This is a genomic window from Pseudomonas capeferrum (assembly GCF_013523055.1).
Taxonomy (GTDB): Bacteria; Pseudomonadota; Gammaproteobacteria; order Pseudomonadales; family Pseudomonadaceae; genus Aquipseudomonas; species Aquipseudomonas capeferrum_A.
The window spans coordinates 47,210-73,216 of the sequence record NZ_JAAMQM010000018.1 but is presented as its reverse complement, the minus strand read 5'-3'; the positions used below and the strand labels follow the sequence as shown (position 1 = coordinate 73,216).

Here is a 26,007-nt window from a genome sequence, read left to right as displayed (position 1 = left end):
TCTCAGTCACGTCCTTCAAGGATGGCGGCATAGCCATCCTTAAAGCTTGGATACCGCGGAATCCAACCCAGCGCCCGCGCCCTCGCATTGTTGCAGCGCTTGCTGCCGGTACGCCGTACACGTTGTTGATCCGACCATTGCGTAACGCCCAGGTACGCCCGTAACCATGCGACCACATCGGCCAGCGGAGCGGGATCGTCATCCACACCGATATAATGGCTCTGCAATGCCTCGCCACGGGCATCGACCCGCAGGATGAACTCGAGCAGTCCCGCCGCATCCTCGACATGAATACGATTGCCGTACAGCGGCGGCTCTTCGGCGACCCGATACCCCTGACGCACCTGGCTCAACAGCCATTCTCGTCCAGGCCCGTAGATGCCGGTCAGGCGTACCACCGTGCCGGGTATGCCGCTCGCCAGCGCCAGCCGCTCGGCCTCCAGCATGATCCGACCCGAATAGCCCGCAGGTTCGGTAGCGGAGGTCTCGTCGACCCACTCGCCCTGCTGCTGGGCATAGACGCTGCTGCTCGAGACGAACAGTATTCGACGCGGGCGCTGTCGCTTTTCGTCCAGCCAGCGCAGGACATTGCGAAGCCCATCGACATAGGCCGCCTGGTAGCCCGGCTCGTCATGCTGGCTGGCGGCTACGCAATACACCAGATAGTCGGGGGCACGTGATGGCCACGCGTCCGGACAGCGAGGGTCGCGGAGATCGGCGGCTAACGGCAGCACGCCGGTCGGGAGCTGCTCGACCGAGCGTCGCAAGCCTTGGACTGTCCATCCATTGTTCAGTAGTCGGCTGGCCAGACGCCCTCCGACATCGCCGCAACCTACGATCAAGGCAAAAAGGTCTGACATCAATAACTCCTTGTGAATCGATCAATGGCGGGCCAAATCGTAAAAAAAGCAACTTTATTACTTCTGCTAACAAGAATTAATTGCAATAATGCCCGCCTGTCTGTTCTCGGCCGTTTCGAGGCCGCGAGGAACTTCCACCTATAATTCTTCAGCAGGTCCGGCCAGCATGACACGTATTCAACCCTCCGCTTCGCCAACCAAGCCGCGCGCATGGAGCGCCATTGCCGCGCTGATGTTCAGCCTGGTACTGGCCCCCGTTGCCATGGCCGATGAGCCAGTGGCCCCGGCTGCCAATACGCCTGTCGCTGCCGCCGCACCTGCTACCCCGAGCGCTCAGCCGACGAACGCCACGCCCGCCGTTGCTGCTCCGGCCCCCGCCGACGCCCAGTCGCCTGCCGGCGAAAACGTCGAAGCGCTGGTCGAAGACACCACGCTCGGCATGGCCCATGACCTGTCGCCATGGGGCATGTACAAGAACGCAGACATCGTGGTCAAGATCGTCATGATCGGCCTGGCCATCGCCTCCATCATCACCTGGACCATCTGGATCGCCAAAGGCTTCGAGCTGTTGGGGGCCAAACGCCGCCTGCGTGGCGAGATCGCCGCACTGAAGAAGTCCGCCAGCCTCAAGGAAGCCAGCGAAGCCTCCAGCAAGGAAGGCACTCTGGCCCACCTGCTGGTTCACGATGCATTGGAAGAAATGCGCCTGTCGGCCAACACCCGTGAGAAGGAAGGCATCAAGGAACGCGTCAGCTTCCGCCTAGAGCGCCTGGTGGCTGCCAGCGGCCGCAACATGAGCAATGGCACCGGCGTGCTGGCGACCATTGGTTCCACTGCTCCGTTCGTCGGTCTGTTTGGTACCGTATGGGGCATCATGAACAGCTTCATCGGCATCGCCAAGACCCAGACCACCAACCTTGCCGTGGTCGCCCCCGGCATCGCCGAAGCCCTGCTGGCAACCGCCCTGGGCCTGGTTGCCGCGATTCCGGCGGTCGTCATCTACAACGTCTTCGCCCGCTCCATCGCGGGTTACAAGGCGCAGGTGTCCGACGCCTCGGCACAGGTGTTGCTGCTGGTCAGTCGCGACCTGGACCATCAGTCCGGCGAGCGTACCGCTCCGCACATGGTGAAAGTGGGGTAAACCATGGGCCTGCATCTTAACGAAGGTGGCGACGATCTCGCCGAGAACCACGAAATCAACGTCACGCCCTTCATCGACGTGATGTTGGTGTTGCTGATCATCTTCATGGTGGCGGCGCCGTTGGCGACCGTCGACATCAAGGTCGATCTGCCCGCCTCGACCGCCAAGCCGGCGCCAAGGCCCGAGAAGCCAGTGTTCGTCAGCGTCAAGGCCGACCAGAAGCTGTATATCGGTGACGACCTGGTCAGCCAGCCCGACCAGCTCGGCCCAATGCTCGATGCCAGGACCAAAGGCGACAAGGAGACCACCATCTTCTTCCAGGCAGACAAGGGCGTGGACTATGGTGACCTCATGGAAGTGATGAACAACATGCGGGCGGCCGGCTATCTGAAGGTCGGTCTGGTGGGTCTAGAGACGGCAGCCAAGAAATGACGAAGACGCGGCATAATCTGGCGCGTTACGGCGGCAGTCTGGCGATGGTGCTGGGTATCCATGCCATCGCCGTGCTGCTGATCTTCGACCGGTCGGTGCCCCAGGCCATCGAGCTGCCTCCGGCGGCCATGATGGTCGAACTGGCGCCACTGCCCGAGCCCGCACCGCCACCTCCACCACCCAAGGTCGTACCCCAGCCCCCAGCGCCGGTCGAAGAGCCGCCGCTGCCGAAGCTGGTCGAAGCCCCTAAACCGAAAATTGCCATACCCAAGCCGCCGAAGCCGAAAGCCAAGCCGCAGCCGCCCAAGCCCGAGAAAAAGCCTGAGCCGCCGCGAGAGACGCCACCGACCGAGCAGGTAGCGGATACACCGCCAAACAATACGCCACCGCAAAAGGCGGCGGCGCCGGCTCCGAGCATCGCGTCCAACAGCAACGCCCTGCCGACCTGGCAAAGTGATCTGCTGCGCCACCTGGCGAAATACAAGCGATACCCGGAAGACGCGCGTCGACGTGGCTTGCAGGGCATCAATCGCCTGCGCTTCGTGGTCGACGCCGATGGCAAGATCCTCTCCTACTCCCTGGCCGGAGGCTCGGGCAGCGCGGCACTTGATCGGGCAACGATGGAAATGATCCGCAGGGCTCAACCGGTGCCCAAGCCGCCTCGGGAGTTGTTGAACAACGGCAGTATCGAAGTGGTAGCTCCTTTCGTCTACTCGCTGGACAGACGCTGACACTTTGTTTCCGCCAGCTATCGGCAAGTCTGATAACGTGCGTCTATCGATTGCAGCCGCTATCCTGGGGCTGCAACTTCATGGACGCACGTTATGACCCTCACCGAACTACGCTACATCGTCACCCTCGCCCAGGAGCAGCACTTCGGCCACGCCGCGGAACGCTGCCATGTCAGCCAACCGACCTTGTCGGTCGGTGTGAAAAAGCTTGAGGACGAGCTTGGCGTACTGATCTTCGAACGCAGCAAGAGCGCAGTGCGACTGACCCCGGTCGGTGAAAGCATCGTGGCCCAGGCACAAAAGGTGCTGGAGCAGGCTCAAGGCATTCGTGAGCTGGCCCAGGCCGGCAAGAACCAGTTGACCGCCCCGCTCAAGGTCGGCGCCATCTACACCGTCGGCCCCTATCTCTTCCCGCACCTGATTCCCCAGCTGCACCGGGTGGCCCCGCAGATGCCGCTGTACATCGAAGAGAATTTCACCCACATCCTGCGCGACAAGCTGCGCAACGGCGAACTGGACGCGGTGATCATCGCCCTGCCGTTCAACGAAGCCGATGTGCTGACCCTGCCGCTGTACGACGAACCCTTCTACGTGCTGATGCCTAGCGAACACCCCTGGACCGCCAAGCAGACCATCGACGCCAGCCTGCTCAATGACAAGAGCCTGTTGCTGCTGGGAGAGGGCCACTGCTTCCGCGACCAGGTTCTCGAGGCCTGCCCGACGCTGACCAAGGGCAGCGAAGCGTCCAAGCACACGACCGTGGAATCCAGCTCGCTGGAAACCATCCGCCATATGGTGGCTTCCGGGCTTGGGGTATCCATCCTGCCGCTGTCGGCCGTACACAGCCATCACTATGCTCCAGGCATCATCGAGGTGCGCCCATTGACGCAGCCGGCGCCCTTCCGCACCGTGGCCATCGCATGGCGTGCCAGCTTCCCGCGGCCCAAGGCCATCGAGATCCTCGCCGATTCCATCCGTCTCTGCTCGGTGGCCAAGCCACCCGCGGAACAGTCGGCCTGAGCCATGGGCGAGTTGTCGAAAGTCTCCGTCACCGCGCTCAAGGGGGTCGGCGAGGCCATGGCGGAAAAACTCGCCAAGGTCGGGCTGGAAACCCTTCAGGATGTGCTCTTTCACCTGCCCCTGCGCTACCAGGATCGTACCCGCGTCGTGCCCATCGGCGCCTTGAGGCCCGGTCAGGATGCGGTGATCGAGGGCGTGGTGAGTGGGACGGACGTTGTCATGGGGCGGCGACGCAGCCTGGTGGTGCGCCTGGGGGACGGCACTGGGGTGATCAGCCTGCGCTTCTTCCACTTCAGCAATGCGCAGAAGGAAGGCCTCAAGCGTGGCACTCACGTACGCTGCTACGGTGAGGCCCGTCCTGGAGCCTCGGGCCTTGAGATCTACCATCCGGAATACCGCGCCCTTAATGGCAGCGAACCCGCGCCACCGGTCGAACAGACGCTGACGCCGATCTACCCGAGCACCGAAGGCCTGACCCAACAACGCTTGCGCCTGCTGTGCCAGCAGAGCCTTGCCCAGCTGGAACCGCGCAGTCTGCCGGACTGGTTGCCGGACGAGCTCGCTCGGGACTATGAGCTGGCGCCTCTGGCCGACGCGATTCGCTACCTGCACAACCCGCCGCCGGATGCCGATCTCGACGAACTCGCCGAAGGCCGCCATTGGGCACAATATCGCTTGGCGTTCGAAGAACTGCTGACCCACCAGCTGTCCCAGCAGCGCCTGCGTGAAAGCCTGCGCACCTTGCGCGCTCCGGTATTGCCGAAGGCCAGCCGCCTGCCGGCCCAGTACCTGGCCAACCTGGGTTTCACGCCCACCGGCGCGCAACAGCGGGTCGGGAACGAGATCGCCTACGACCTGAGTCAGCGGGAGCCGATGATGCGCCTGGTACAGGGCGATGTCGGCGCCGGCAAGACCGTGGTCGCAGCGCTTGCAGCGCTGCAAGCCCTGGAAACCGGCTATCAGGTGGCCTTGATGGCGCCTACGGAAATTCTCGCCGAGCAGCACTTCGTCACCTTCAAGCGCTGGCTGGAGCCGCTGGGCATCGAGGTCGCGTGGCTGGCCGGCAAGCTCAAGGGCAAGGCACGGGTAGCTGCGCTCGAGCAAATCGCCAACGGCGCACCCATGGTTGTCGGTACTCACGCCTTGTTCCAGGAGGAAGTCCGGTTCAAGCACCTGGCACTGGCGATCATCGACGAGCAGCATCGTTTTGGCGTGCAGCAGCGCCTGGCCCTGCGCAAGAAAGGCGTGGCCGGCGAGCAGTGTCCGCACCAGCTGATCATGACCGCGACGCCTATCCCGCGGACCCTGGCCATGAGTGCCTACGCCGATCTGGATACCTCGGTCCTCGACGAACTGCCGCCTGGCCGGACGCCGGTCAATACGGTGCTGGTCGCCGACAGCCGCCGTTTCGAAGTGGTCGACCGTGTGCGCGCGGCATGCGCCGAAGGGCGCCAGGCCTATTGGGTCTGTACGTTGATCGAGGAATCCGAAGAGCTGACCTGTCAGGCGGCGCAAAGCACCTATGAAGACCTCGGCAGCGCCTTGGGCGAGCTACGCGTGGGGCTTGTCCACGGGCGCATGAAACCCGCGGAGAAGGCCGCGGTGATGGCCGAGTTCAAAGAAGGCAAGCTGCAGTTGCTGGTCGCCACCACCGTGATCGAGGTTGGCGTGGACGTGCCCAATGCCAGTCTGATGATCATCGAGAACCCAGAACGCCTGGGCCTGTCGCAATTGCACCAGTTGCGTGGGCGTGTCGGACGCGGTAGCGCCGCCAGCCATTGCGTGCTGCTCTATCAACCGCCCCTGTCGCAGATCGGGCGCGAGCGCCTGGGCATCATGCGGGAAACCAACGACGGCTTCATCATCGCCGAGAAGGATCTCGAATTGCGCGGTCCGGGCGAGATGCTCGGGACTCGGCAGACGGGTTTGCTACAGTTCAAGGTTGCAGACCTGATGCGCGATGCCGACATGCTCCCGGCCGTACGCGATGCCGCCCAGGCGCTGTTGGCTCGCTGGCCCGATCATGTCAGCCCATTGCTCGATCGCTGGCTACGCCACGGCCAGCAATATGGACAAGTGTGACGCGCGCGCCATGCATCCAGCTTGCCGAGCAGGCTGACAAAATTGACTGATACGAATTTGGATACAGACCATGACTGAAGTTGCCCTGGGCACCGCAACCCCCCACGTACCGTCTGTCATCCGGTTGTTGCTCGAAAGGCTCGGCATCGCCTTCACCGAGGTGTCCGAACACCCGCAACTGCCGCCTGCCACCCGGGTCCAGGCGGTCCTGCTCGACGATGAAGTCGGTGCGCTGATGGTGCTGTTTCCACAGAGCCAACTGCTGGACCTCAAGCGCCTGACCGAGCTCACCGGTCGCAGGCTCGTCGCCGTACCGCTGGCTCGCCTCAAGCACATGCTGGACAAGCACTCGCTCAAGACGTTGCCCGGTATCCCGGCATTGACCAGCTCGCCTTGCCTCTACGAGAAAAGCCTGCTCAAGGAAAGTGCCTTGCTGATCCAGTCAGGCGAGACCGGGCTGCTGCTGCGAATCGAGTCCGAGGACTTCAAGCACCTGTTGCGCAAGGCCAGTGCAGGCAGCTTCGGCGAAGAGCTCGAGGACATTCGGCCGAATCTCGATCGTCCGGATGATGACCCCCGGGAGATCACCCGCGCGGTCCAGGCCTTTACCGCTCGTAGAATCCAGCAACGCCTGGAGCAGACCATCGAGATTCCACCACTGGCGAATACCGCGCAGAAGATCATAAAGCTGCGCGTGGACCCCAATGCGAGCATCGACGATATCACCGGAGTGGTCGAGACCGACCCGGCCTTGGCGGCCCAAGTGGTCAGCTGGGCGGCTTCACCCTACTACGCTTCGCCGGGCAAGATCCGCTCGGTGGAGGACGCCATCGTCCGTGTCCTTGGCTTTGACCTGGTGATCAACCTGGCCCTTGGCCTGGCACTGGGCAAGACCCTGAGCCTGCCGAAGGATCATCCGCAACAGGCCACACCCTACTGGCATCAATCGATCTACACCGCCGCGGTGATCGAGGGTCTGACCCGCGCCATGCCTCGCGCGGAGCGCCCCGAGGCAGGCCTGACCTACCTGGCCGGTCTGCTGCACAACTTCGGCTACCTGCTGCTCGCGCACGTCTTCCCGCCGCACTTCTCATTGATCTGCAGGCATCTCGAGGTCAATCCGCACTTGAGCCATACCTATATCGAGCAGCACCTGCTGGGTATCAGTCGCGAGCAGATCGGTGCCTGGCTGATGGGGGTCTGGGACATGCCGCAGGAGCTTTCTACCGCACTGCGCTTCCAGCATGATGCCGCCTACGATGGAGAGTATTCAGCCTTCTCCAACCTGGTGTGCCTCGCGACTCGCCTGCTGCGCGCGCGGGGTATCGGCTCAGGACCGGAAATGCCTATCCCTGACGCTCTGCTCGAACGTCTCGGCATAACCCGCGAGAAGGCCGAGCAGGTGGTTGGCAAGGTGCTGGACGCCGAAGCCCTGCTGCGCGAATTGGCTTCGCAGTTCAACACCTCCCACTAAGGTCGGTTTTTTTTCCTGGGCTTGAGGTATTTCATCAGGCCCTGGAACCAGATGACCAAGGCAGGATTGCCCTTGATCTGGATGTTCTTTTCCTGGATCCCCTGCATGAAGGCGAGCTGCTTGTTATCGGCCTGCAGGGTGGCGAACCCGTAGATGGCATCCTTGAAGGCGATAGCGAAGGCTGGGGCTGAATGCATGCCGCGCCTGCTGCTTACACGCATGTCCTTGACGATGAAGTGACGGGCGATCCTGCCGTCCAATGTCTGCATCTGGAAGACCAGGTCCTTGCCCTGCAGTTGCTGCTGGAAGGCAGCGTTGGTGCGACTGGCACGGGCCATCAACAAACCCAGGGCCCAAAGGAGAAAGCGAAACTTCATCAAGACGTCCTGACGGAAAATGACTGGTTTTCGCAGTTTATCCCTTAATTGGTCGCGAGGTGGCTTTGGCATCATTATTGGCTAAGTAATGACCACAAAGCGAGGTTGAGGCGCTATGGGTGGTGATGCTGATTGATTTGTACAGTCTTTGGGCTTTATTGAGGGGCTGATGGCCCTGTCGCGGGACAAGCCCGCTCGCCACCGGTGCGCGGCGTAGCGGCGATACATTTCAGGTGGTGAGCGGGCTTGCCCCGCGACAGGACCATCAGCCTCTCAAGAAGACTGGAAACACTGAACGAATCGAGCTGCAGCCCAAAAGCTCCAGCCCTTCCTCCAATCAATCGAAATCGGCTTGGGGGCTCGTCTGCCTCAAGGCAGACGAATCACTTGCTCTTCTTGCGCGGCGCTGCCTTGGCGGCAGGCGTGGCGCTCTCCTCGCGTGATGCGGACTTGGCGACAGGATTGACGGTTTCCTTGAGCAGTTTACCGGGCTTGAAAGCGACGGTATTGCTTGCCTTGATTTTCACGGGCTCACCGGTCTGGGGATTCTTGCCGGTACGTGCGCCACGGTGACGCTGCTCGAAGGTGCCGAAACCCACGAGAGTGACAGAGTCTTTCTTGCCGAGCGCTTTGGTGATCGAGTCGAGAATGGCGTCGAGCGTTTCTCTGGCCTTTTCCTTACTCAGGTCGGTCTGTTCGGCAATGACGCCAACGAGATCAGGTTTACGCATGGGTTAAAGCCTCTTTGACGGGGTTCTTGTTGTTATGCCGTGCCGCTCCCCAGGAGCGGCATCAAGCCGCCGCAGGCTCTAACCTGCGGTAGGTGGAAGTGAGAATGGCACGCTCATCGAAGCCGCGCTAGTATCAGGACGGCCAACACGGCTGCAAATACCCGGCATTTACGACAGAAGGTAAGCCGCTTAGGCCATCAGTGGTGGCAGCTGTCGATTGAGCGTCAGCTTCTCCATCACGGCAGTGCCCGTGAGCGCATAGCCCAGCAACGCACCATTGGCGCCATGACAGAGCACCTTGAGATCGGGCGCTTGGCCTTCGACCCGCCACGTACCCTCGTGCCCGAAAGGCGGTGGGGAAACCACAAGAGGGCACGCGGGGGTCTTCACCGTGATCGGCATCGGCCCGTACGCCACGCGCGTCGGGTTTCCGGTCAAGGTCTGGGCCAAGGCTCGCGCGCATTGCATCAGAGGCATGACATACAGCAGGTTGAGGCCCTCGACTTCGGCGCAATCACCCAAGGCATGGATGTTGACATGCGATGTCTGCAGCAGGCGATCGACCACTACGCCTCGATTGACCTGCAGTCCCGCCGCCGCCGCCAGATCCGTGCGCGGTCGCAGACCAATTGCCGACACCACCAGATCGCAGGCGATGCTGCCGCCGTCCGACAACAGCGCCTCGAGAGCCCCGCCATTGCGCTGCAAGCGAGTGACCACGGGCCCCAGATGGAAGCGTACGCCAAGTGCCTCCAGCCCGGACTGGACCGCACCAGCGGCGGCGGGATGAAGCAAGGTGGGCATGATCTGCTCACAAGGCGCGACCACCTCGACCTCATAGCCACCCAGGCTCAGGTCATTGGCGAACTCACAGCCGATCAACCCCGCGCCCAGGATCAGTATCCGTCTCTTGCCAGCCGCGATGGCGCGCAGGCGGGCATAGTCCTCCAGGTCATTGATCGGGAAGACAAGGTCGTCGGCGTCACCTTCGATCGGCACGCGCACGGTCTGCGCGCCCCAGGCGAGGACCAGGTCGCGGTAGAACACCTCCTCCTCGCCGATCCACAGGCGCTTGTGTCCTGGATCGATACCGCTGATGCGGGTATGGGTACGAATCTCGGCATTGAGCTGCTCGGCCATGGCGCCGGGCTCGGCCATGCACAGCCCTCCGGCATCCTTGAGCTTGGCGAAGCCGGTGGAGAGCATCGGCTTGGAGTAGGAGCGCCCGTCGTCGGCGGTGATCAGCAGCAAGGGCGTATCGGTATCGAGCTTGCGGAACTCGCGGGCCAGGTTGTAGCCCGCCAGGCCAGTGCCGACGATCACTACGGGAGACGTCATGTCGTGCTTCCTCTCTACAGGGTAAAAGACGCGATCAGCCGATCGCGATCATTTCGAAATCGCTCTTGCCGACGCCGCAATCGGGGCATACCCAGTCTTCGGGCACGTCTTCCCACCGGGTACCGGGCGCGATACCGTCATCCGGCCATCCTTCGGCCTCGTCGTAAACCAGACCGCACACGATGCACTGCCACTTCTTCATCACACACTCCTCATACCGGCTCGGGGGCGCGATCGCTCTGCGGGCGACCATCAAGCCAGGGTTTTACTGGCCCCCGCAGCAGTATGCAAGCAGCCGCGGCATCATGCTAAGCTCGCCGCCTCTTTGGCCTGTATCAGCCTATGAACGTGCCGTACGAATCTTTGCAAACCGCCGCTGTCACCTGGCTGGCGTATCAGAAGCTGGCGCCTGGCGTCGACCCGGCAACCCTGGACTGGCTCTTCGACCAGGGTTCCTTGACCCGTCGCCTCACACGACTGTCCCGCAATCATTTCTCCGTCACCCCGCTCTTCGAAGGATGGCAGGCACTGCGCGCGGACGAGTGCCAGGCGCTCGGCCTGGCTCCTGGCGAGGAGGGATGGGTGCGCGAAGTCCACTTGCGCGGCCACGGCCAGCCATGGGTCTTCGCGCGCAGTGTAGCGTCGCGTGCCGCGTTGCTGCAGGGAGGCCTCGACCTGGAAACCCTGGGCAGCCGCTCGCTGGGAGAATTGCTCTTCTGTGACCAGGCATTCATTCGTCACCCCATCGAGGTCTGCGAGTATCCCAAGGCGTGGTTGCCAGCCACCGAAATCGCCCTCGAAAGTCTCTGGGGGCGACGTTCGCGCTTCGAGCGTGATGGCCTGAACCTGCTCGTCGCCGAGGTATTCCTGCCGGCGCTGTGGCAGGCGGCCGCCGAGGAGGCTCCCTGATGTATCTGCAGTTGCTCAAGTCGCTCAACCGGCTTCACCCACGAGCCTGGGATTTCATTCAACTGAGCCGGATGGACCGGCCGATCGGCATCTATCTGCTGCTGTGGCCGACCTTGTCGGCCGTGTGGATCGCCGGACAAGGTTCGCCGACCCTGGCCAACGTGCTCATCTTCGGTCTCGGTGTGGTGCTGATGCGTGCCGCTGGCTGCACCATCAACGACTATGCCGACCGCAAGGTGGACGGTCACGTCAAGCGCACAGCCGATCGGCCCCTCGCAAGCGGACGAATGAAGCCGCGTGAGGCGCTGGCCCTGTTCGCCGTCCTGGTCGGCGTGAGTTTTCTGCTGGTGCTGTGCACCAACGCGAAAACCGTGTGGCTCTCGTTCGGCGCAGTGGCGCTGGCGTTCTGCTATCCGTTCATGAAGCGCTATACCTACTACCCGCAAGTGGTGCTGGGCGCGGCTTATTCATGGGGCATTCCGATGGCCTTCACCGCCGCGAACGGCGAGGTGCCGCCCAGCGCCTGGTTGCTGTACATCGCCAACCTGCTGTGGACCGTGGGGTACGACACCTATTACGCCATGGTCGATCGCGACGACGATCTGAAGATCGGCGTGAAATCCACCGCCATCCTGTTCGGCAAGGCGGATCGTACGATCATCCTGACCTTGCAGATGCTGTCGCTGGCCTGCCTGCTGCTGGCCGGCACTCGCTTCGGACTGGGCGGCTGGTTCCATCTCGGCGTGTTCGCCGCCGTACTGTGCTTTGTCTGGGAGTTCTGGTCGACCCGCGGCCTGGACCGCGAGTCATGCTTCAAGGCCTTCCTGCACAATCATTGGGCCGGACTGCTGATATTCATCGGCGTGGTGCTGGATTACACGTTGCGCTGATGCAACGACCCGAGCACGACTGTCCTGACTGGCTCGACTACCGTTGTGCGAACCAGAAGCGGCTTGTATGGGATCAAGGTTTGGCGGCGTGCCAGACCTCCTTCATGCCGTCACCGGTCATGTCGCCCGCCTTCTTATCCTTGATGAAGGTATACAGCGGCTTGCCATCATAGGCCCACTGCATGGCACCGTCGTCACGGCGGATCTGCGTCCAGTCGCCTTCGGCTTCCATCCCCGGCTTGACCAGCAGCGGCGGCCAGTTCTTGGCGCATTCACCATTGCACATCGACTTGGCCCCCTGGTCCTTGTCGAAGGTGTACAAGGTCATGCCATCGTCGTCGACCCAGACTCCCCCCTTTTCTTCGGCAGGCTGGGCCAAGGCCATGCCCGGTAGTGCCAGCACCGCGAAAAGCGTCATCCAGTTCAGCGTCTGTCGTGTCATTGGAATCACCATATTTACCGTGGGCTTGGGATTGAAAGCCTAGTTCAGCCCAGGAATGTCGCCATGGCGCGTCCCGATCTGTCACACGACTGCAATAATTCCGTTATCTAATGCGGGCCAAGACAACGCATATTAGGAGAGGTTTGAGCATGGTTGGCAGGAACATTCTGATCGTTGACGACGAAGCGCCCATTCGCGAAATGATCGCCGTTGCATTGGAAATGGCCGGCTATGACTGCCTCGAGGCGGAAAATTCGCAGCAGGCACATGCCATCATCGTCGACCGCAAACCGGACCTGATCCTGCTCGACTGGATGCTGCCAGGGACTTCGGGCATCGAGTTGGCCCGTCGACTCAAGCGTGATGAGCTTACCGGCGATATCCCGATCATCATGCTCACCGCCAAGGGTGAAGAGGACAACAAGATTCAGGGGTTGGAAGTCGGCGCCGACGACTACATCACCAAGCCTTTCTCGCCCCGCGAACTGGTCGCCAGGCTCAAGGCTGTGTTGCGGCGCACCGGCCCCAGTGACAGCGAAGCTCCCATCGAGGTTGGCGGCCTTCTGCTCGATCCGATCAGCCACCGGGTGACCATCGACGGCAAGCCCGCCGAGATGGGCCCGACCGAATACCGCCTGTTGCAGTTCTTCATGACCCACCAGGAGCGCGCCTATACCCGTGGCCAATTGCTCGATCAGGTCTGGGGCGGCAACGTGTATGTGGAAGAACGTACCGTGGATGTGCATATTCGACGCTTGCGCAAGGCGCTGGGCGAGGCCTACGAGAACCTGGTGCAGACGGTCCGGGGCACCGGCTATCGCTTTTCGACCAAGAGCTGAGGGCCAGTCGGCAACGCGAAGCCCAGGCCAGCGCGTCGTCGATCCTCATAGTCGTCATCCAGATCGAACGACGGAGCCACACCACGATCCGCTTGACCTTGCAGGCTGTCCGCTTGCCAAGCGCGGCAGATCCTAAGGACTGAAATTGAACCAGAACTGGTACGCGACGCTGATTCGCCACATGCTTGTGCTGATTACCCTCTGCCTGCTTGGCGGGTTGGTCAGCGGCTACTACGGCTGGAGCCTGGCCGTCGGGCTGGCAATCTATCTGGGCTGGACGCTCAAACAACTGCTGCGCCTGCACGACTGGCTTCGCAATCACCAGCCTGATCAGGCTCCCCCGGATGGCTATGGCCTGTGGGGCGAGGTGTTCGACAGCATCTACCATCTCCAGCGTCGCGACCAGCGCGTGCGAGGACGCCTGCAAGCGGTGATCGACCGTGTCCAGGAGTCCACGGCGGCCCTGCGTGATGCCGTGATCATGCTCGACAGCGATGGCAACCTGGAGTGGTGGAACCGCGCCGCGGAAACATTGCTGGGCCTCAAGACACCCCAGGACGGCGGACAGCCGGTGACCAACCTGGTCCGTCACCCGCGCTTCAAGGAATATTTCGAGCAAGAGAACTATGTCGAGCCCCTGGAGATCCCCTCCCCGATCAACGATCGCCTGCGCCTGCAACTGAACATCACCCGTTATGGCAACAACGAGCACTTGATGCTGGTGCGTGATGTGACGCGCATCCACCAGCTGGAGCAGATGCGCAAGGACTTCGTTGCCAACGTTTCCCATGAGCTACGGACTCCGCTCACGGTGATCATGGGCTACCTGGAAACGCTGCTCGACAATGTCGAAGACGTCAATCCACGCTGGAGTCGCGCGCTGCAGCAAATGCACCAGCAAAGTGGCCGGATGCAGACCCTGCTCAACGACCTCTTGTTATTGGCCAAGCTTGAAGCCACCGACTATCCCTCCGAGAGCCAGCCGGTACCGATAGACGCCTTGTTGCAGTCGATCCGAAGCGATGCGCAGGCCCTTTCCGGCCAACGCAACCAGCATATCTCCCTGGAAGCGGTCCCCAATGTGCACCTCAGGGGCAGCGAGGCTGAACTGCGCAGCGCCTTTTCCAACCTGGTCTTCAATGCGGTCAAATATACCCAGGACGAAGGCCAGATCCGGATTCGCTGGTGGACCGACGAACAGGGCGCGCACTTGAGCGTGCAGGATTCGGGAATGGGCATCGACGCCAAGCATCTGCCGCGCCTGACCGAACGTTTCTACCGCGTCGACTCCAGCCGCGCCTCCAATACCGGCGGCACCGGCCTGGGCCTGGCCATTGTCAAACATGTGCTGTTGCGCCATCGCGGCAGATTGGAGATCAGCAGCGTGCCAGGGCACGGCAGCACGTTCACCTGCCATTTTCCGCCTACGCAGATCGCCACTGCCAGGCTCTCCTGAGCTACAGCTCTTTGCATTTACGACTTCAGCCGCTACATTGGCTTTCTCGTGCCAGTTCATACTGGCACTGCCTCATCACCTTTTTCTGAAGACGGACCCCGTAAAACTCCATCATGGACCCTTCCCCTGGTATCAGCTTCACCTCCCTGTTCGCCGATTTCAGCATGATCCTCTTTGCCTTGGTTCTCGTGCTGCTGAACGGCTTCTTCGTCGCCGCCGAGTTCGCCATGGTCAAGCTGCGCTCGACACGCGTGGATTCCATCGCCGAGCTGCATGGCTGGCGTGGCAGCATCCTGCGCAAGGTGCACAACCAGCTGGATGCCTACCTGTCGGCCTGTCAGTTGGGCATCACCCTTGCCTCACTGGGCCTGGGCTGGGTAGGCGAGCCGGCATTCGCTCACCTGCTCGAGCCCTTGCTGGCGGCGATGGGCGTCGACACACCCGAGTTGATAAAGGCGGTTTCTTTCTTCGTCGCCTTCTTCGTGATCTCGTACCTGCACATCGTGGTCGGCGAGCTGGCGCCCAAGTCGTGGGCGATTCGCAAGCCGGAGCTGCTGTCGCTGTGGACCGCCGTGCCGCTGTACCTCTTCTACTGGATGATGTACCCGGCCATCTACCTGCTCAATGCCAGCGCCAACGGTATCCTGCGCATTGCCGGCCAAGGCGAGCCCGGACCCCATCACGAGCATCACTACAGCCGCGAAGAGCTCAAGCTGATCCTGCATTCCAGCCGCGGCCAGGATCCGAGCGACCAAGGCATGCGTGTGCTGGCCTCGGCCGTGGAAATGGGCGAGCTGGAGGTAGTCGATTGGGCCAACTCCCGCGAGGACATGATCAGCCTCGATGCACATGCCCCTCTGCGGGAAATCCTGGCGATGTTCCGTCGCCACAAGTTCAGCCGGTATCCGGTGTATGACGCCGAGCGCGGTGAGTACACCGGTCTTTTGCATATCAAGGACCTGCTGCTGGAACTGGCCGACCTGGACCACAACCCGGAGACGCTCGACCTCGATGACCTGACGCGACCCCTGGAGCGCGTTTCCCGGCACATGCCACTGTCCCAGTTGCTGGAGCAGTTCCGTAAAGGGGGTGCGCACTTCGTGCTGGTCGAGGAAGCCGATGGCAACGTGATCGGCTACTTGACCATGGAAGACGTGCTGGAAGTATTGGTGGGCGATATCCAGGACGAGCACCGCAAGGCCGAGCGCGGCCTGCTCGCCTATCAGCCGGGCAAGCTGCTGGTCCGTGGCGATACGCCCTTGTTCAAGGTCGAGCGCCTGCTGGGCGTCGACCTTGACCATATCGAAGCGGAAACCCTTGCCGGGCTTGTCTACGAGACGCTCAAGCGGGTACCTGAGGAAGAGGAAGTGCTGGAAGTCGAAGGCCTGCGCATCATCATCAAGAAGATGAAAGGGCCGAAGATCATCCTGGCCAAGGTGCTCAAGCTCGATTGAGCGCGGTTTCGTACTGCGAATTCCGGTCGCCCGCGAGACGGGCGGCCGGACCGGTGGAGGTCCCCTCTACAGGCACCGAACCCGACGACCACTAGCCGCCAGGCGTGAAATGCTTCTGCGCCGTGCCGCGCGCAATCAGGCGCGAGAGGTAGTCCAGCTTCTGCGCATCCTGGTCGACGAACTTGAACGTCAGTTGCAGCCAGTCGCTATCCGGCTTGGGCTCAAGGGCAGCGATCACGTGCAGGTAGCCATTGAGGCGGGCGATTTCGGTGTTCTCTCCCTGCTCCAGGTCCAGTACCGCGCTTTCCAGCACCTGCGGCAAAAGCTCGCCGCGACGCACGACCAGCAGTGCCTCCTTGAGGCTCAACGCCTTGATCACACAGGGATGGGTGCCGCTGGACAGACGCAACTGGCCTTGCCCTCGGCCCGTGGGCGCCACAGAAGCCTTGGGCGCGCTGACTGCGGAAGGTCTGGCCGCCACCGGAGCCCCTGCAGGAGCTGCGGGCCGGCCGGTTTCGGCGCGATTGCCGGTCAAGGCATTCAGGGAGTCGTTGGCAAACGCCGAGTTGGCCCGGCCGACAGGCTGCGCCATCAGACTTTCCAGCTTTCCGACCTTGGCCAGCGCTTTCTTGACCTTGGTCATCAGCTGCTCGTTGGTGAACGGCTTGCCGATAAAGTCCGAAACACCCGCCTGGATCGCCTGGACCACGTTTTCCTTGTCGCCCCGGCTGGTCACCATGATGAAAGGCATGGTCTTCATCTGCGGCTGCTCCCTGCACCAGGTCAGCAGTTCGAGCCCTGACATCTCCGGCATTTCCCAATCGCACAGGACCAGGTCGAACTCTTCGCGACCCAACAGGACCATGGCCTTGCGGCCATTGACCGTATCCTCGACCACGATCCCCGGGAAGGCATTGCGCAGACATTTCCTGATCAGGTCGCGAATGAACGGCGCGTCATCCACCACCAGCACTTTGACTTTACTCATCGCCACTCCTCATGAACCCGACTAGCATACCGCCGACTAATGGCCATTTGCCAAAAACTGACTGCGACGGCTTTTCCAGTGTCGTTCGCGGCGGTGATGCGCCTGCGCGAGCAAACGAAAACGCCCGGCAGGCAGCAATGCTGCTCACTTGGGCTGTGCAGTGCTCACTCTGGCCTCATCGCGGGACAAGCTCGCTCGCCACTTGGGAAGTGTCTTCGCTGCACCGCGCACTGGTGGCGAGCGGGCTTGTCCCGCGATGAGGCCAAAGTGAACACCATAAAGCTCAAGCGAGCAGCATTACGGCCGAGGCCGGGCGTTCGTGCTCGGGCGCAGACTTATTTATCGTCCGGTACGCTCGGAACATTAGCGATTTCGCTGTCGACGACGCTGGTGCCTTCCACTTCCGCCTTCATCCGCTTCAGGCCCAAGTGGCGCACATCGGTGCCGCGAACCAGGTAGATCACCAGTTCGGAGATGTTGCGCGCATGGTCACCGATCCGCTCCAGCGAGCGCAGGGCCCAGATCACGCTGAGCACCCGCGAGATCGAGCGCGGGTCTTCCATCATGTAGGTCACGAGCTCGCGTAATGCGGTCTTGTATTCGCGGTCGATGGTCTTGTCGTACTGGGCAACCGACAGGGCCAGCTCCGCGTCGAAGCGAGCGAAGGCGTCGAGTGCGTCTCGGACCATGTTGCGCACCTGGTCGCCGATGTGGCGGACCTCGACATAGCCACGCGGCGACTCGCCCTCTTCGCACAGCTGGATGGCGCGTCGGGCGATCTTGGTGGATTCGTCACCGATACGCTCCAGATCGATCACGGATTTGGAGATGCTGATGATCAGGCGCAAGTCGGAAGCCGCCGGCTGACGACGAGCAAGGATGCGCACGCACTCTTCGTCGATGTTGCGTTCCATCTGATTGATCTGCTCGTCGACATCGCGAACCTGTTGAGCCAGGCCCGAATCTGCCTCGATCAGGGCGGTCACCGCGTCGTTGACCTGCTTTTCGACCAGGCCACCCATGGCCAGGAGATGACTGCGCACCTCCTCCAGCTCGGCGTTGAACTGCTGGGAGATGTGATGCGTAAGGCTTTCTTTGTTGATCATCGCTTCGCTCCGCGAAAAGCTTCAAGGTACAAGCTTCAAGCTTCAATTTTTCGTGTCGTACCCAGGCTTGATATGCGCTACTCCAGCGACAGGCTACAGCCTGTCACGTGCGGCAGCCGCTAGCCGTAACGACCGGTGATGTAGTCTTCGGTCTGTTTTTTCGCCGGGTTGGTGAACAGGGTATCGGTATCACCGAATTCCACCAGCTTGCCCATGTACATGAACGCGGTGTAGTCCGAGACCCGTGCCGCCTGTTGCATGTTATGCGTCACGATGACGATGGTGTACTTGGACTTGAGCTCGTAGATCAGCTCTTCGACCTTGAGTGTCGAAATCGGGTCGAGCGCCGAGCAAGGTTCGTCGAGCAGCAGGACCTCGGGTTCCACGGCGATGGTCCGTGCGATGACCAGGCGCTGCTGCTGGCCGCCGGAGAGGCCCAGGGCCGACTCGTGCAGACGGTCCTTGACCTCGTCCCACAGCGCCGCTCCCTTGAGTGCCCATTCGACGGCCTCGTCGAGCACGCGCTTCTTGTTGATGCCTTGGATGCGCAATCCGTAGACCACGTTCTCGTAGATGGTCTTGGGGAACGGATTGGGCTTCTGGAACACCATGCCCACGCGACGGCGCAGCTCGGCCACATCCTCGCCCTTGCGGTAGATGTTGTTGCCGTAAAGATTGATCGCGCCATCGACACGGCAGCCATCGACCAGGTCGTTCATGCGGTTGAAGGTGCGCAGCAGGGTCGACTTGCCGCATCCGGACGGGCCGATGAACGCGGTCACGCGCTGTTTGGGGATGTTCATGCTGACATCGAACAGGGCTTGCTTGTCACCGTAGTACAGGCTCAGGCCAGGGACTTCGATGGCTACGGTTTCTTCTGCCAGGCGCAAGCTCTGCTTGTCGCGACCCAAGGCCGACATGTCGATGCCGCGGGTGTGGGATTCATGCTGCATGGTCAACTCCATACGCTATCAATTCGTTTCATCGGGCCGCCCGCATCGCAGGCGGCACTCTTGCATTCGGGTCGCGGGATCAGCTGTCCAGCGCCTTGTATTTCTCGCGCAGGTGGTTACGAATCCACACCGCCGACAGGTTCAGCGAGGCGATGACCAGCACCAGCAACAGCGCGGTCGCATAGACCAGCGGGCGCGCGGCCTCGACGTTCGGGCTTTGGAAGCCGACGTCGTAGATGTGGAAGCCCAGGTGCATGATCTTCTGGTCCAGGTGCAGGTACGGGTAGTTGCCATCCAGCGGCAGCGAAGGCGCCAGCTTGACCACGCCCACCAGCATCAGTGGCGCCACTTCACCCGCGGCACGCGCCACGGCGAGGATCATGCCGGTCATCATCGCCGGGCTGGCCATGGGCAGGACGATCTTCCACAAGGTCTCGGCCTTGGTCGCGCCAAGTGCCAGGGAGCCTTCACGCACGGTGCGCGGAATACGCGCAAGTCCTTCTTCAGTAGCCACGATCACCACCGGCACCGCCAGCAGAGCCAGGGTCAACGAGGCCCAGAGCAGGCCCGGGGTACCCAGGGTCGGTGCCGGGAGCGCCTCGGGGAAGAACAGGCGGTCCAACGATCCGCCCAGCACATAGACGAAGAAGCCCAGGCCGAATACGCCATAAACGATCGCCGGTACACCCGCCAGGTTGTTCACCGCGATACGAATGAGTCGGGTCACCGGTCCCTGGCGCGCGTATTCGCGCAGGTAGACGGCTGCCAATACCCCGAACGGCGTGACGATGACCGCCATGATCAGGGTCATCATCACAGTGCCGAAGATGGCCGGGAAGATGCCCCCTTCGGTATTGGCTTCACGTGGATCGTCGCTGAGGAACTCCCAGACCTTGCTGAAGTAAGTCTTGAGCTTGGTAGCGGTACCCATGGCGTTCGGCTGGTAGGCGTGAACGACCTTGTCCAGGTTGATCTCGATCTCGCGACCGTTGCCATCGCGGGCGACCAGGCTGTCGCGGCTGAAGTCGCGATGCAGACCGGCCAGGCGCTCCTCGATCGCCTTGTAGCGGTTGTTCAGTTCGGCGCGTTCGGATTCCATGTCCGCCTGGGCGGCGGCATCGAGCTCGCCGTTCAGCTCGAGCTTGCGGCTATGCAGGCGCAGCCGTTCGAGGCCGTGGTTGATGGCACCGATGTCCGTCTTCTCGAGGGTCTGCAGCTCGTCGGCCAGCGCACTGGCGCGCTTGAGGCGTGCCTGCAGCTCGGCCCAGACCGCGTCACCTTCGGCAACCACCTGGCCATTTTCCTTGACGCTGACCAGATAGCCGTAGAAGTTGCCCCACTCGCGGCGCTCCAGCGCCATCAGCTCCGGTGGCGTCTTCTGGTCGACCAGCCAGTCGCCGACGACCCAGCTGAAGTCGCTGCCATTGAGGTCACGGTTACCGACCTTGATCAGCTCGCGGGTCATGAACTCCGGGCCGTCATCCGGAACCGGCAGGCCGGCGCCCTTCAGACGTGCCAGCGGCACCTGTTCCTTTTGCACCACTTCGCCGACCACCACGTGGTCTGCCTGGCCAGGCACCTTGTAGGTTGCCTGGATCAGATCGGCGGGCCAGAAATGGCCCAGGCCGCGGACGGCGATCACAGCCAGCAGGCCCACGGTCATGATCACCGCGATGGCAACCGCGCCACCGCTGACCCAGACACCAGGGGCGCCGCTCTTGAACCAGCCCTTGAGGGAATCCTTTTTCACGGAATCTCTACCTTTCTATCAAAGCGACGAGTATTTCTTGCGCAGACGCTGGCGAATCAGCTCGGCCAAGGTGTTCATCACGAAGGTGAACATCAGCAGCACCAGCGCGGCGAGGAACAGCACGCGGTAGTGACTGCCACCGACTTCCGACTCGGGCATCTCCACCGCCACGTTGGCGGCCAGGGTACGCATGCCTTCGAACAGGTTCATTTCCATGACCGGCGTGTTGCCGGTAGCCATCAGGACGATCATGGTTTCACCGACGGCACGGCCCATGCCGATCATCAGCGCCGAGAAGATACCCGGGCTGGCGGTCAGGATGACCACGCGAGTCAGGGTCTGCCATGGTGTCGCACCCAGCGCCAGGGAGCCCAGGGTCAGGCTGCGCGGCACGCTGAAGACAGCGTCCTCGGCGATCGAGTAGATGTTCGGGATGACCGCGAAACCCATGGCGATACCGACGACCAGGGCATTGCGCTGGTCATAGGTGATCCCCAGGTCGTTGGTGATCCACAGGCGCATGTCGCCGCCGAAGAACCAGGTTTCCAGCAGTGGGCTCATGGACAGGGCGAACCAGCCGATGAACAGGATCACCGGAATAAGGATCGCAGCCTCCCAACCGTCCGGGACCCGCAAGCGGATCGACTCCGGCAGACGACTCCAGGCGAAGCCGGCCAACAGGATACCGAACGGCATCAGCAGGAACAGGCTGAACACACCGGGCAGGTGGCCTTCGAGATAAGGCGCCAGGAACAGACCGGCGAAGAAGCCGAGGATCACCGTCGGCATGGCTTCCATCAGCTCGATCACCGGCTTGACCTTGCGGCGCATGCCGGGCGCCATGAAGTAGGCGGTGTAGATGGCGGCGGCGATGGCCAACGGCGCGGCGAGAATCATCGCGTAGAACGCTGCCTTCAAGGTACCGAAGGTCAGTGGCGAGAGGCTCAGCTTGGGTTCGAAGTCGGTGTTGGAGGCCGTCGACTGCCAGACGTACTTCGGCTCGTCATAGTTTTCGTACCAGACCTTGCCCCACAGCGCGCTGAAGGATACCTCAGGGTGTGGATTCTTCAGGCTCAGCGGCAGGAGCTTGCCGCCTTCCTCGATGATGATGCGGTTGGCGCGCGGCGACAGGGCCAGGATACCGGCGCCTTCGGCAACAGGCTCGACCAGCAGGGTGCGGTGCGCGGTGCTGTGGAATACGCCCAGCTTGCCTTCGGTGTCCAGGGCGATGAAGCCCTTGCGGCGCTCCTCGGCATCGATCTGGGCGATCGGCGCCGTGCCCAGCTGGAAGCCGCGGATCAGCTTGAGGCGTGACTCGCCGTCGGCATCGCGGGCCATGAACCATTGGTTCAGACCGCCCTTGGAGTCGCCCAGGATCAGCGAAATGCCGCCGACCAACTGGGTACTCGCGGTAATCTCGGCCTGGCCATCCTCGAGCAGCTTGTAGCGCCCGTTCAGGCTCTTGTCGCGCAGGCTGAAGACATCGGCCTGGGCACGACCGTTGATCACGTACAGCCACTGCTGGCGCGGATCGATGAAGATGCTCTTCACCGCCTCGGTCATCTGCGGCAGATCGATACGGTTCTGCTCGCTGGTGACCTCACCGGTCATCATGTTTTCTTCACGAGTCAACTGCAGCACTTGCAGGTGCGAGCCGGTGGAACCGGCCAATACCAGGGTTTCACCATTGACGTTGAGGCTCACCTGCTCCAGCGCCCTGCCCTGTTCATCCAGGGTGAAGGCGTCCTGGCCATAGGGGAAGTCGATACCAGGGGTAATGGTCTTCTTGTTGTCCGGGTAGGTGATCTTGTAGCTGTGGCTGAATACCATCGCCTGGCCGTTGGACATACCCAGCACTACCAGGGGGCTACCCGGCTGATCGGTACCGATCGAGGTGACCTGCATGCCCGCCGGTACCGGCAGGTCGACGCGTTCGAGCTCGGCCCCGGTCTTGGTGTCGAAGAACAATGCCTGGCCCCGATCGGACACACGCATGCCCACCAGGTTCTGTTCCTCGAGCGCGATCATCAGCGGCTTGCCGGCATCCTGCTGCAACCAGGTCGGCTCCATGGCCTTCTTGCTGCTCAGCTCGGCGCCCTGGAACAGTGGCAATACCACATAGGCCAGGTAGAAGAAGATCAGGGTGATGGCTGCCAGCACGGCCAGCCCGCCGACCAATACATACCAGCGGGTCAGACGGTCCTTGAGCGCACGCATACGGCGCTTGCGTTTCAGTTCGGGCGTATTGAAGTCAATCCGCACGGCGGGAGGATTTTGAGTCATTGTGGAATTGGCCAGATCATTCATGCGCACACCCTAGCGGTCCCGTATGACAGAAACATGACAATGTAGTGACGCAAAAAAGCCCGCTGCTCAGGGTTCCTGGCTGCGGACTGTGAATTCGTGGCGAGGACCGGTAACAACCGGCCCGGCCGCTTTACCCTTTACTGCTTGGCGACGTTGGCAGACTGCTCCAGGCCCAGGTCAACCAGGGCCTTGGCGGCTACCTTGGCTGGCAACGGGATGTAGCCATCCTTCACCACGACTTCCTGACCGGCCTTGGACAGGACCAGCTTCACGAACTCGGCTTCCAGCGGGGCCAGAGGCTTGTTCGGAGCCTTGTTGATGTAGACGTAGAGGAAGCGCGACAGCGGGTAGGTACCGTTCAGGGCGTTGGCTTCGTTGTCCTCGACGAACTCGCCACCGTCCTTCTTGGCCAGAGGCACGGTCTTGACGCTGGCGGTCTTGTAGCCGATACCCGAATAGCCGATGCCGTTCAGCGAGCTGCTGATCGACTGCACGACCGAAGCCGAACCCGGCTGTTCGTTGACGTTAGGCCTGAAGTCGCCTTTGCACAGGGCTTCTTCCTTGAAGTAGCCATAGGTGCCGGATACCGAGTTGCGCCCGAACAACTGGACCGGCTTGTTGGCCAGGTCGCCGGTCACGCCCAGGTCACCCCAGGTCTTGACGTCGACCTTGGCGCCGCACAGGCGGGTCGAGGAGAAGATCGCATCGACCTGCGCCATGGTCAGACCCTTGATCGGGTTGTCCTTGTGCACGAACACGGCCAGGGCATCGACAGCGACCGGGATGGCGGTCGGCTTGTAGCCATACTTCTGCTCGAAGGCCTGCAGCTCGACGTCCTTCATCTTGCGGCTCATCGGACCCAGGTTGGCGGTACCTTCGGTCAGCGCGGGCGGCGCGGTGGAAGAGCCGGCGGCCTGGATCTGGATGTTGACGTTCGGATATTCCTTCTTGTAGGCCTCGGCCCACAGAGTCATCAAGTTCGCGAGGGTATCGGAACCAACGCTGGAGAGGTTGCCCGATACACCGGTGGTCTTGGTGTAGGTCGGGATTGCAGGGTCGACGGCAGCGACCGCGTTGGCGGTAGCTACGCCAGCGGCGACGAATGTCAGGGCCGCCATCAAACGCTTCAGTTTCATGCCTTGCTCCTAGCAGGAATATTGGGGGTGTTGGATGGATCGGGCCCAAGTATCTGCAGGCCGCGTGAAGACTCTATGACTTGAATGTGACAATTGGATGAAAGGCCATCACCGTGCGTGCGGGATGGCCTTACAGAATGTTGCGAGGGATGCAGCGAGGGCGTTCAGCGCTGCTTGGCAAGCAGGTACAAACCGACCAACAGGCCGATGACGCAGATACCGGCCACATAGTAAGCCGGTGCCATCGGGCTGAACTTGAGGAGCGCGGTCACTACCATCGGCGTCAGCCCACCGAAGATGGCGTAGGCCAGGTTGTAGGAGAACGACAGGCCGCTGAAGCGCACCACGGGTGGAAATGCCTTGACCATCACGTAGGGCACGGCACCGACAAGCCCAACGCAGAGGCCGGTCAGGGCGTACATCGGGAACAGCAGCTCGGGGTGGGTCGGCAGCGTGTGGTAGAAGGTCCAGGAGGATGCCAGGAGCAACAGGCTGCCGATGACGAATACCCGGCCGGCACCGAAGCGATCGGCGAGCGAACCGGCGGTCACGCAGCCGAAGCTGAGCAGGACGATGGCCAGGCTGTTGGCCTTGAGCGAGTCGGTTGGGCTGACTTGATAGAAGCTTTGCAGCAGCGCCGGGGTCATGAGGATGACCACCACGATGCCGGCCGACAGCAGCCAGGTCAGGAGCATCGAGAGGAGGATCGCACCGCGATGGTCGCGCAGGACCGCGCGCAGCGGCAGCTCTTCGGCCAGCGCCTTGCGCGCCTGCATTTCGGCGAAGACCGGCGTCTCGTGCAGCCAGCGGCGCAGATAGACCGAGAACAGCCCGAACACGCCGCCGAGCAGGAAAGGAATTCGCCATGCGTAGTCGGATACTTCGCCAGGGGTATACAGGGTATTGATCAGCGTCGCGACCAGCGAGCCGAGCAGGATGCCCGACGTCAGCCCGGCCGTCAGGGTGCCGCACGCATAGCCAGTGTGGCGCGCCGGGACATGTTCGGAGACGAATACCCAGGCGCCTGGCACCTCTCCACCGATCGCGGCGCCCTGGATCACTCGCATCAGCAGCAGCAGGACCGGAGCCCAAAGGCCGATTTGCGCATAGGTGGGCAGCAGGCCCATGACCAGCGTCGGCAAGGCCATCATGAAGATGCTCAGGGTGAACATCTTCTTGCGCCCGAGCAGGTCGCCGAAGTGGGCCATGACGATGCCGCCCACCGGCCGCGCCAGGTAACCGGCGGCGAAAATGCCGAAGGTCTGCATCAGGCGTAGCCATTCGGGCATGTCGGGAGGGAAGAACAGCTTGCCGACCACGGTGGCGAAGAACACGAAGATGATGAAATCGTAGAACTCCAGCGCACCGCCCAGGGCGGACAGTGAGAGGGTCTTGTAGTCACTGCGGGTCAGCGGCCGCGACGGCTGCTCGATACTGCTCTGCACGGAGGTCATCGACATTCTCTTTTAGGTCATGCGGGCCGCTTGCATGGCGGCTTCTGGCGTGGGACCTTGCGAAGATAACAAATTGCCGTCCAAGGCTCATAGTGCGGAAAAATGGCGGCAGATATTAAGCAATCCGTGTCGTCGCT

The 26,007-nt window shown here is 62.0% G+C and carries 24 protein-coding genes; 11 read left to right on the top strand and 13 right to left on the bottom strand.

Features of this window, described 5'->3' with window-relative positions; all coding sequences use genetic code 11:
- Window positions 1–2: 2 nt before the first annotated feature.
- Window positions 3–860 carry an SDR family oxidoreductase gene (locus G7009_RS20075; protein WP_181131838.1) on the bottom strand — a complete coding sequence of 286 codons (858 nt, stop codon included), beginning with the start codon at window positions 858–860 and terminating at the stop codon, window positions 3–5.
- Window positions 861–1,026: 166 nt separating this feature from the next.
- Here G7009_RS20075 and exbB point away from each other — a divergent pair, with 166 nt between their 5' ends.
- From exbB to G7009_RS20045, 6 genes are all read left to right on the top strand, one after another.
- Entirely contained in the window at window positions 1,027–2,001 is a 975-nt protein-coding gene (gene exbB / locus G7009_RS20070; RefSeq protein ID WP_181131837.1) for a tonB-system energizer ExbB, read from the top strand.
- 3 nt (window positions 2,002–2,004) lie between these two features.
- A complete protein-coding gene (gene exbD / locus G7009_RS20065; RefSeq protein WP_181131836.1) occupies window positions 2,005–2,433 on the top strand; it encodes a TonB system transport protein ExbD in 429 nt (142 codons plus the stop codon).
- The gene (locus tag G7009_RS20060; RefSeq protein ID WP_181131835.1) at window positions 2,430–3,164 is read left to right on the top strand and encodes an energy transducer TonB; all 735 of its coding nucleotides are present in this window, start codon (window positions 2,430–2,432) and stop codon (window positions 3,162–3,164) included. Before exbD ends, G7009_RS20060 begins: the two co-directional genes overlap by 4 nt.
- Before the next feature lie 93 nt (window positions 3,165–3,257).
- Entirely contained in the window at window positions 3,258–4,184 is a 927-nt protein-coding gene (locus tag G7009_RS20055; protein WP_181131834.1) for a hydrogen peroxide-inducible genes activator, read from the top strand.
- Window positions 4,185–4,187: 3 nt separating this feature from the next.
- Complete coding sequence (recG, locus tag G7009_RS20050; RefSeq protein WP_181131833.1) at window positions 4,188–6,266, top strand: ATP-dependent DNA helicase RecG; 2,079 nt, start codon at window positions 4,188–4,190, stop codon at window positions 6,264–6,266.
- A gap of 70 nt (window positions 6,267–6,336) precedes the next feature.
- Complete coding sequence (locus tag G7009_RS20045) at window positions 6,337–7,740, top strand: aminoacyl-tRNA deacylase and HDOD domain-containing protein (protein WP_181131832.1); 1,404 nt, start codon at window positions 6,337–6,339, stop codon at window positions 7,738–7,740.
- Here the strand turns inward: G7009_RS20045 and G7009_RS20040 are convergent.
- From G7009_RS20040 to G7009_RS20025, 4 genes are all read right to left on the bottom strand, one after another.
- A complete protein-coding gene (locus G7009_RS20040; protein ID WP_181131831.1) occupies window positions 7,737–8,117 on the bottom strand; it encodes a helicase in 381 nt (126 codons plus the stop codon). The two genes, G7009_RS20045 and G7009_RS20040, sit on opposite strands and share 4 nt — an antisense overlap.
- Window positions 8,118–8,500: 383 nt before the next feature.
- Window positions 8,501–8,848, bottom strand: coding sequence for an HU family DNA-binding protein (locus G7009_RS20035; protein WP_181131830.1), 348 nt, complete (start codon window positions 8,846–8,848; stop codon window positions 8,501–8,503).
- Between the two features lie 189 nt (window positions 8,849–9,037).
- On the bottom strand, window positions 9,038–10,186 hold the full coding sequence (locus G7009_RS20030) for an NAD(P)/FAD-dependent oxidoreductase (RefSeq protein ID WP_181131829.1): 1,149 nt from the start codon (window positions 10,184–10,186) through the stop codon (window positions 9,038–9,040).
- Window positions 10,187–10,220: 34 nt separating this feature from the next.
- A complete protein-coding gene (locus G7009_RS20025) occupies window positions 10,221–10,388 on the bottom strand; it encodes a rubredoxin (RefSeq protein WP_181131828.1) in 168 nt (55 codons plus the stop codon).
- 140 nt (window positions 10,389–10,528) lie between these two features.
- Here G7009_RS20025 and G7009_RS20020 point away from each other — a divergent pair, with 140 nt between their 5' ends.
- Together G7009_RS20020 and ubiA are read left to right on the top strand one after the other, a co-directional pair.
- A complete protein-coding gene (locus G7009_RS20020; protein WP_219856693.1) occupies window positions 10,529–11,095 on the top strand; it encodes a chorismate--pyruvate lyase family protein in 567 nt (188 codons plus the stop codon).
- A complete protein-coding gene (gene ubiA / locus G7009_RS20015) occupies window positions 11,095–11,985 on the top strand; it encodes a 4-hydroxybenzoate octaprenyltransferase (protein WP_181131827.1) in 891 nt (296 codons plus the stop codon). Before G7009_RS20020 ends, ubiA begins: the two co-directional genes overlap by 1 nt.
- Before the next feature lie 73 nt (window positions 11,986–12,058).
- Here the strand turns inward: ubiA and G7009_RS20010 are convergent, their stop codons facing one another.
- Window positions 12,059–12,427 (bottom strand): COG4315 family predicted lipoprotein, encoded by a 369-nt coding sequence (locus G7009_RS20010; RefSeq protein WP_181131826.1) that lies wholly within the window; start codon window positions 12,425–12,427, stop codon window positions 12,059–12,061.
- A 149-nt stretch (window positions 12,428–12,576) separates the two neighbouring features.
- Between G7009_RS20010 and phoB the strand changes: the two genes are divergently transcribed.
- The 3 genes from phoB (at window position 12,577) to G7009_RS19995 (ending at window position 16,176) form a co-directional block, all read left to right on the top strand.
- Entirely contained in the window at window positions 12,577–13,266 is a 690-nt protein-coding gene (gene phoB, locus G7009_RS20005; RefSeq protein WP_003253341.1) for a phosphate regulon transcriptional regulator PhoB, read from the top strand.
- Window positions 13,267–13,447: 181 nt separating this feature from the next.
- Entirely contained in the window at window positions 13,448–14,722 is a 1,275-nt protein-coding gene (phoR, locus tag G7009_RS20000) for a phosphate regulon sensor histidine kinase PhoR (RefSeq protein WP_375139566.1), read from the top strand.
- A gap of 113 nt (window positions 14,723–14,835) precedes the next feature.
- Window positions 14,836–16,176 (top strand): hemolysin family protein, encoded by a 1,341-nt coding sequence (locus G7009_RS19995; RefSeq protein WP_181131825.1) that lies wholly within the window; start codon window positions 14,836–14,838, stop codon window positions 16,174–16,176.
- Window positions 16,177–16,267: 91 nt separating this feature from the next.
- Here G7009_RS19995 and G7009_RS19990 read toward each other — a convergent pair whose 3' ends face one another.
- From G7009_RS19990 to G7009_RS19960, 7 genes are all read right to left on the bottom strand, one after another.
- Window positions 16,268–17,164, bottom strand: a complete 897-nt coding sequence (locus G7009_RS19990; protein ID WP_181131824.1) for a response regulator — start codon at window positions 17,162–17,164, stop codon at window positions 16,268–16,270.
- Between the two features lie 335 nt (window positions 17,165–17,499).
- The gene (gene phoU / locus G7009_RS19985) at window positions 17,500–18,270 is read right to left on the bottom strand and encodes a phosphate signaling complex protein PhoU (protein ID WP_181131823.1); all 771 of its coding nucleotides are present in this window, start codon (window positions 18,268–18,270) and stop codon (window positions 17,500–17,502) included.
- 119 nt (window positions 18,271–18,389) lie between these two features.
- Window positions 18,390–19,223, bottom strand: a complete 834-nt coding sequence (gene pstB / locus G7009_RS19980; RefSeq protein ID WP_181131822.1) for a phosphate ABC transporter ATP-binding protein PstB — start codon at window positions 19,221–19,223, stop codon at window positions 18,390–18,392.
- 79 nt (window positions 19,224–19,302) lie between these two features.
- Window positions 19,303–20,973, bottom strand: a complete 1,671-nt coding sequence (gene pstA / locus G7009_RS19975) for a phosphate ABC transporter permease PstA (protein ID WP_181131821.1) — start codon at window positions 20,971–20,973, stop codon at window positions 19,303–19,305.
- 18 nt (window positions 20,974–20,991) lie between these two features.
- Window positions 20,992–23,280: an ABC transporter permease subunit gene (locus G7009_RS19970; protein WP_181131820.1), complete on the bottom strand. Its 2,289-nt coding sequence runs from the start codon at window positions 23,278–23,280 to the stop codon at window positions 20,992–20,994.
- A 137-nt stretch (window positions 23,281–23,417) separates the two neighbouring features.
- On the bottom strand, window positions 23,418–24,416 hold the full coding sequence (locus tag G7009_RS19965) for a phosphate ABC transporter substrate-binding protein PstS (protein WP_181131819.1): 999 nt from the start codon (window positions 24,414–24,416) through the stop codon (window positions 23,418–23,420).
- Between the two features lie 164 nt (window positions 24,417–24,580).
- Window positions 24,581–25,870: an MFS transporter gene (locus tag G7009_RS19960; protein ID WP_181131818.1), complete on the bottom strand. Its 1,290-nt coding sequence runs from the start codon at window positions 25,868–25,870 to the stop codon at window positions 24,581–24,583.
- Window positions 25,871–26,007 lie beyond the last annotated feature (137 nt).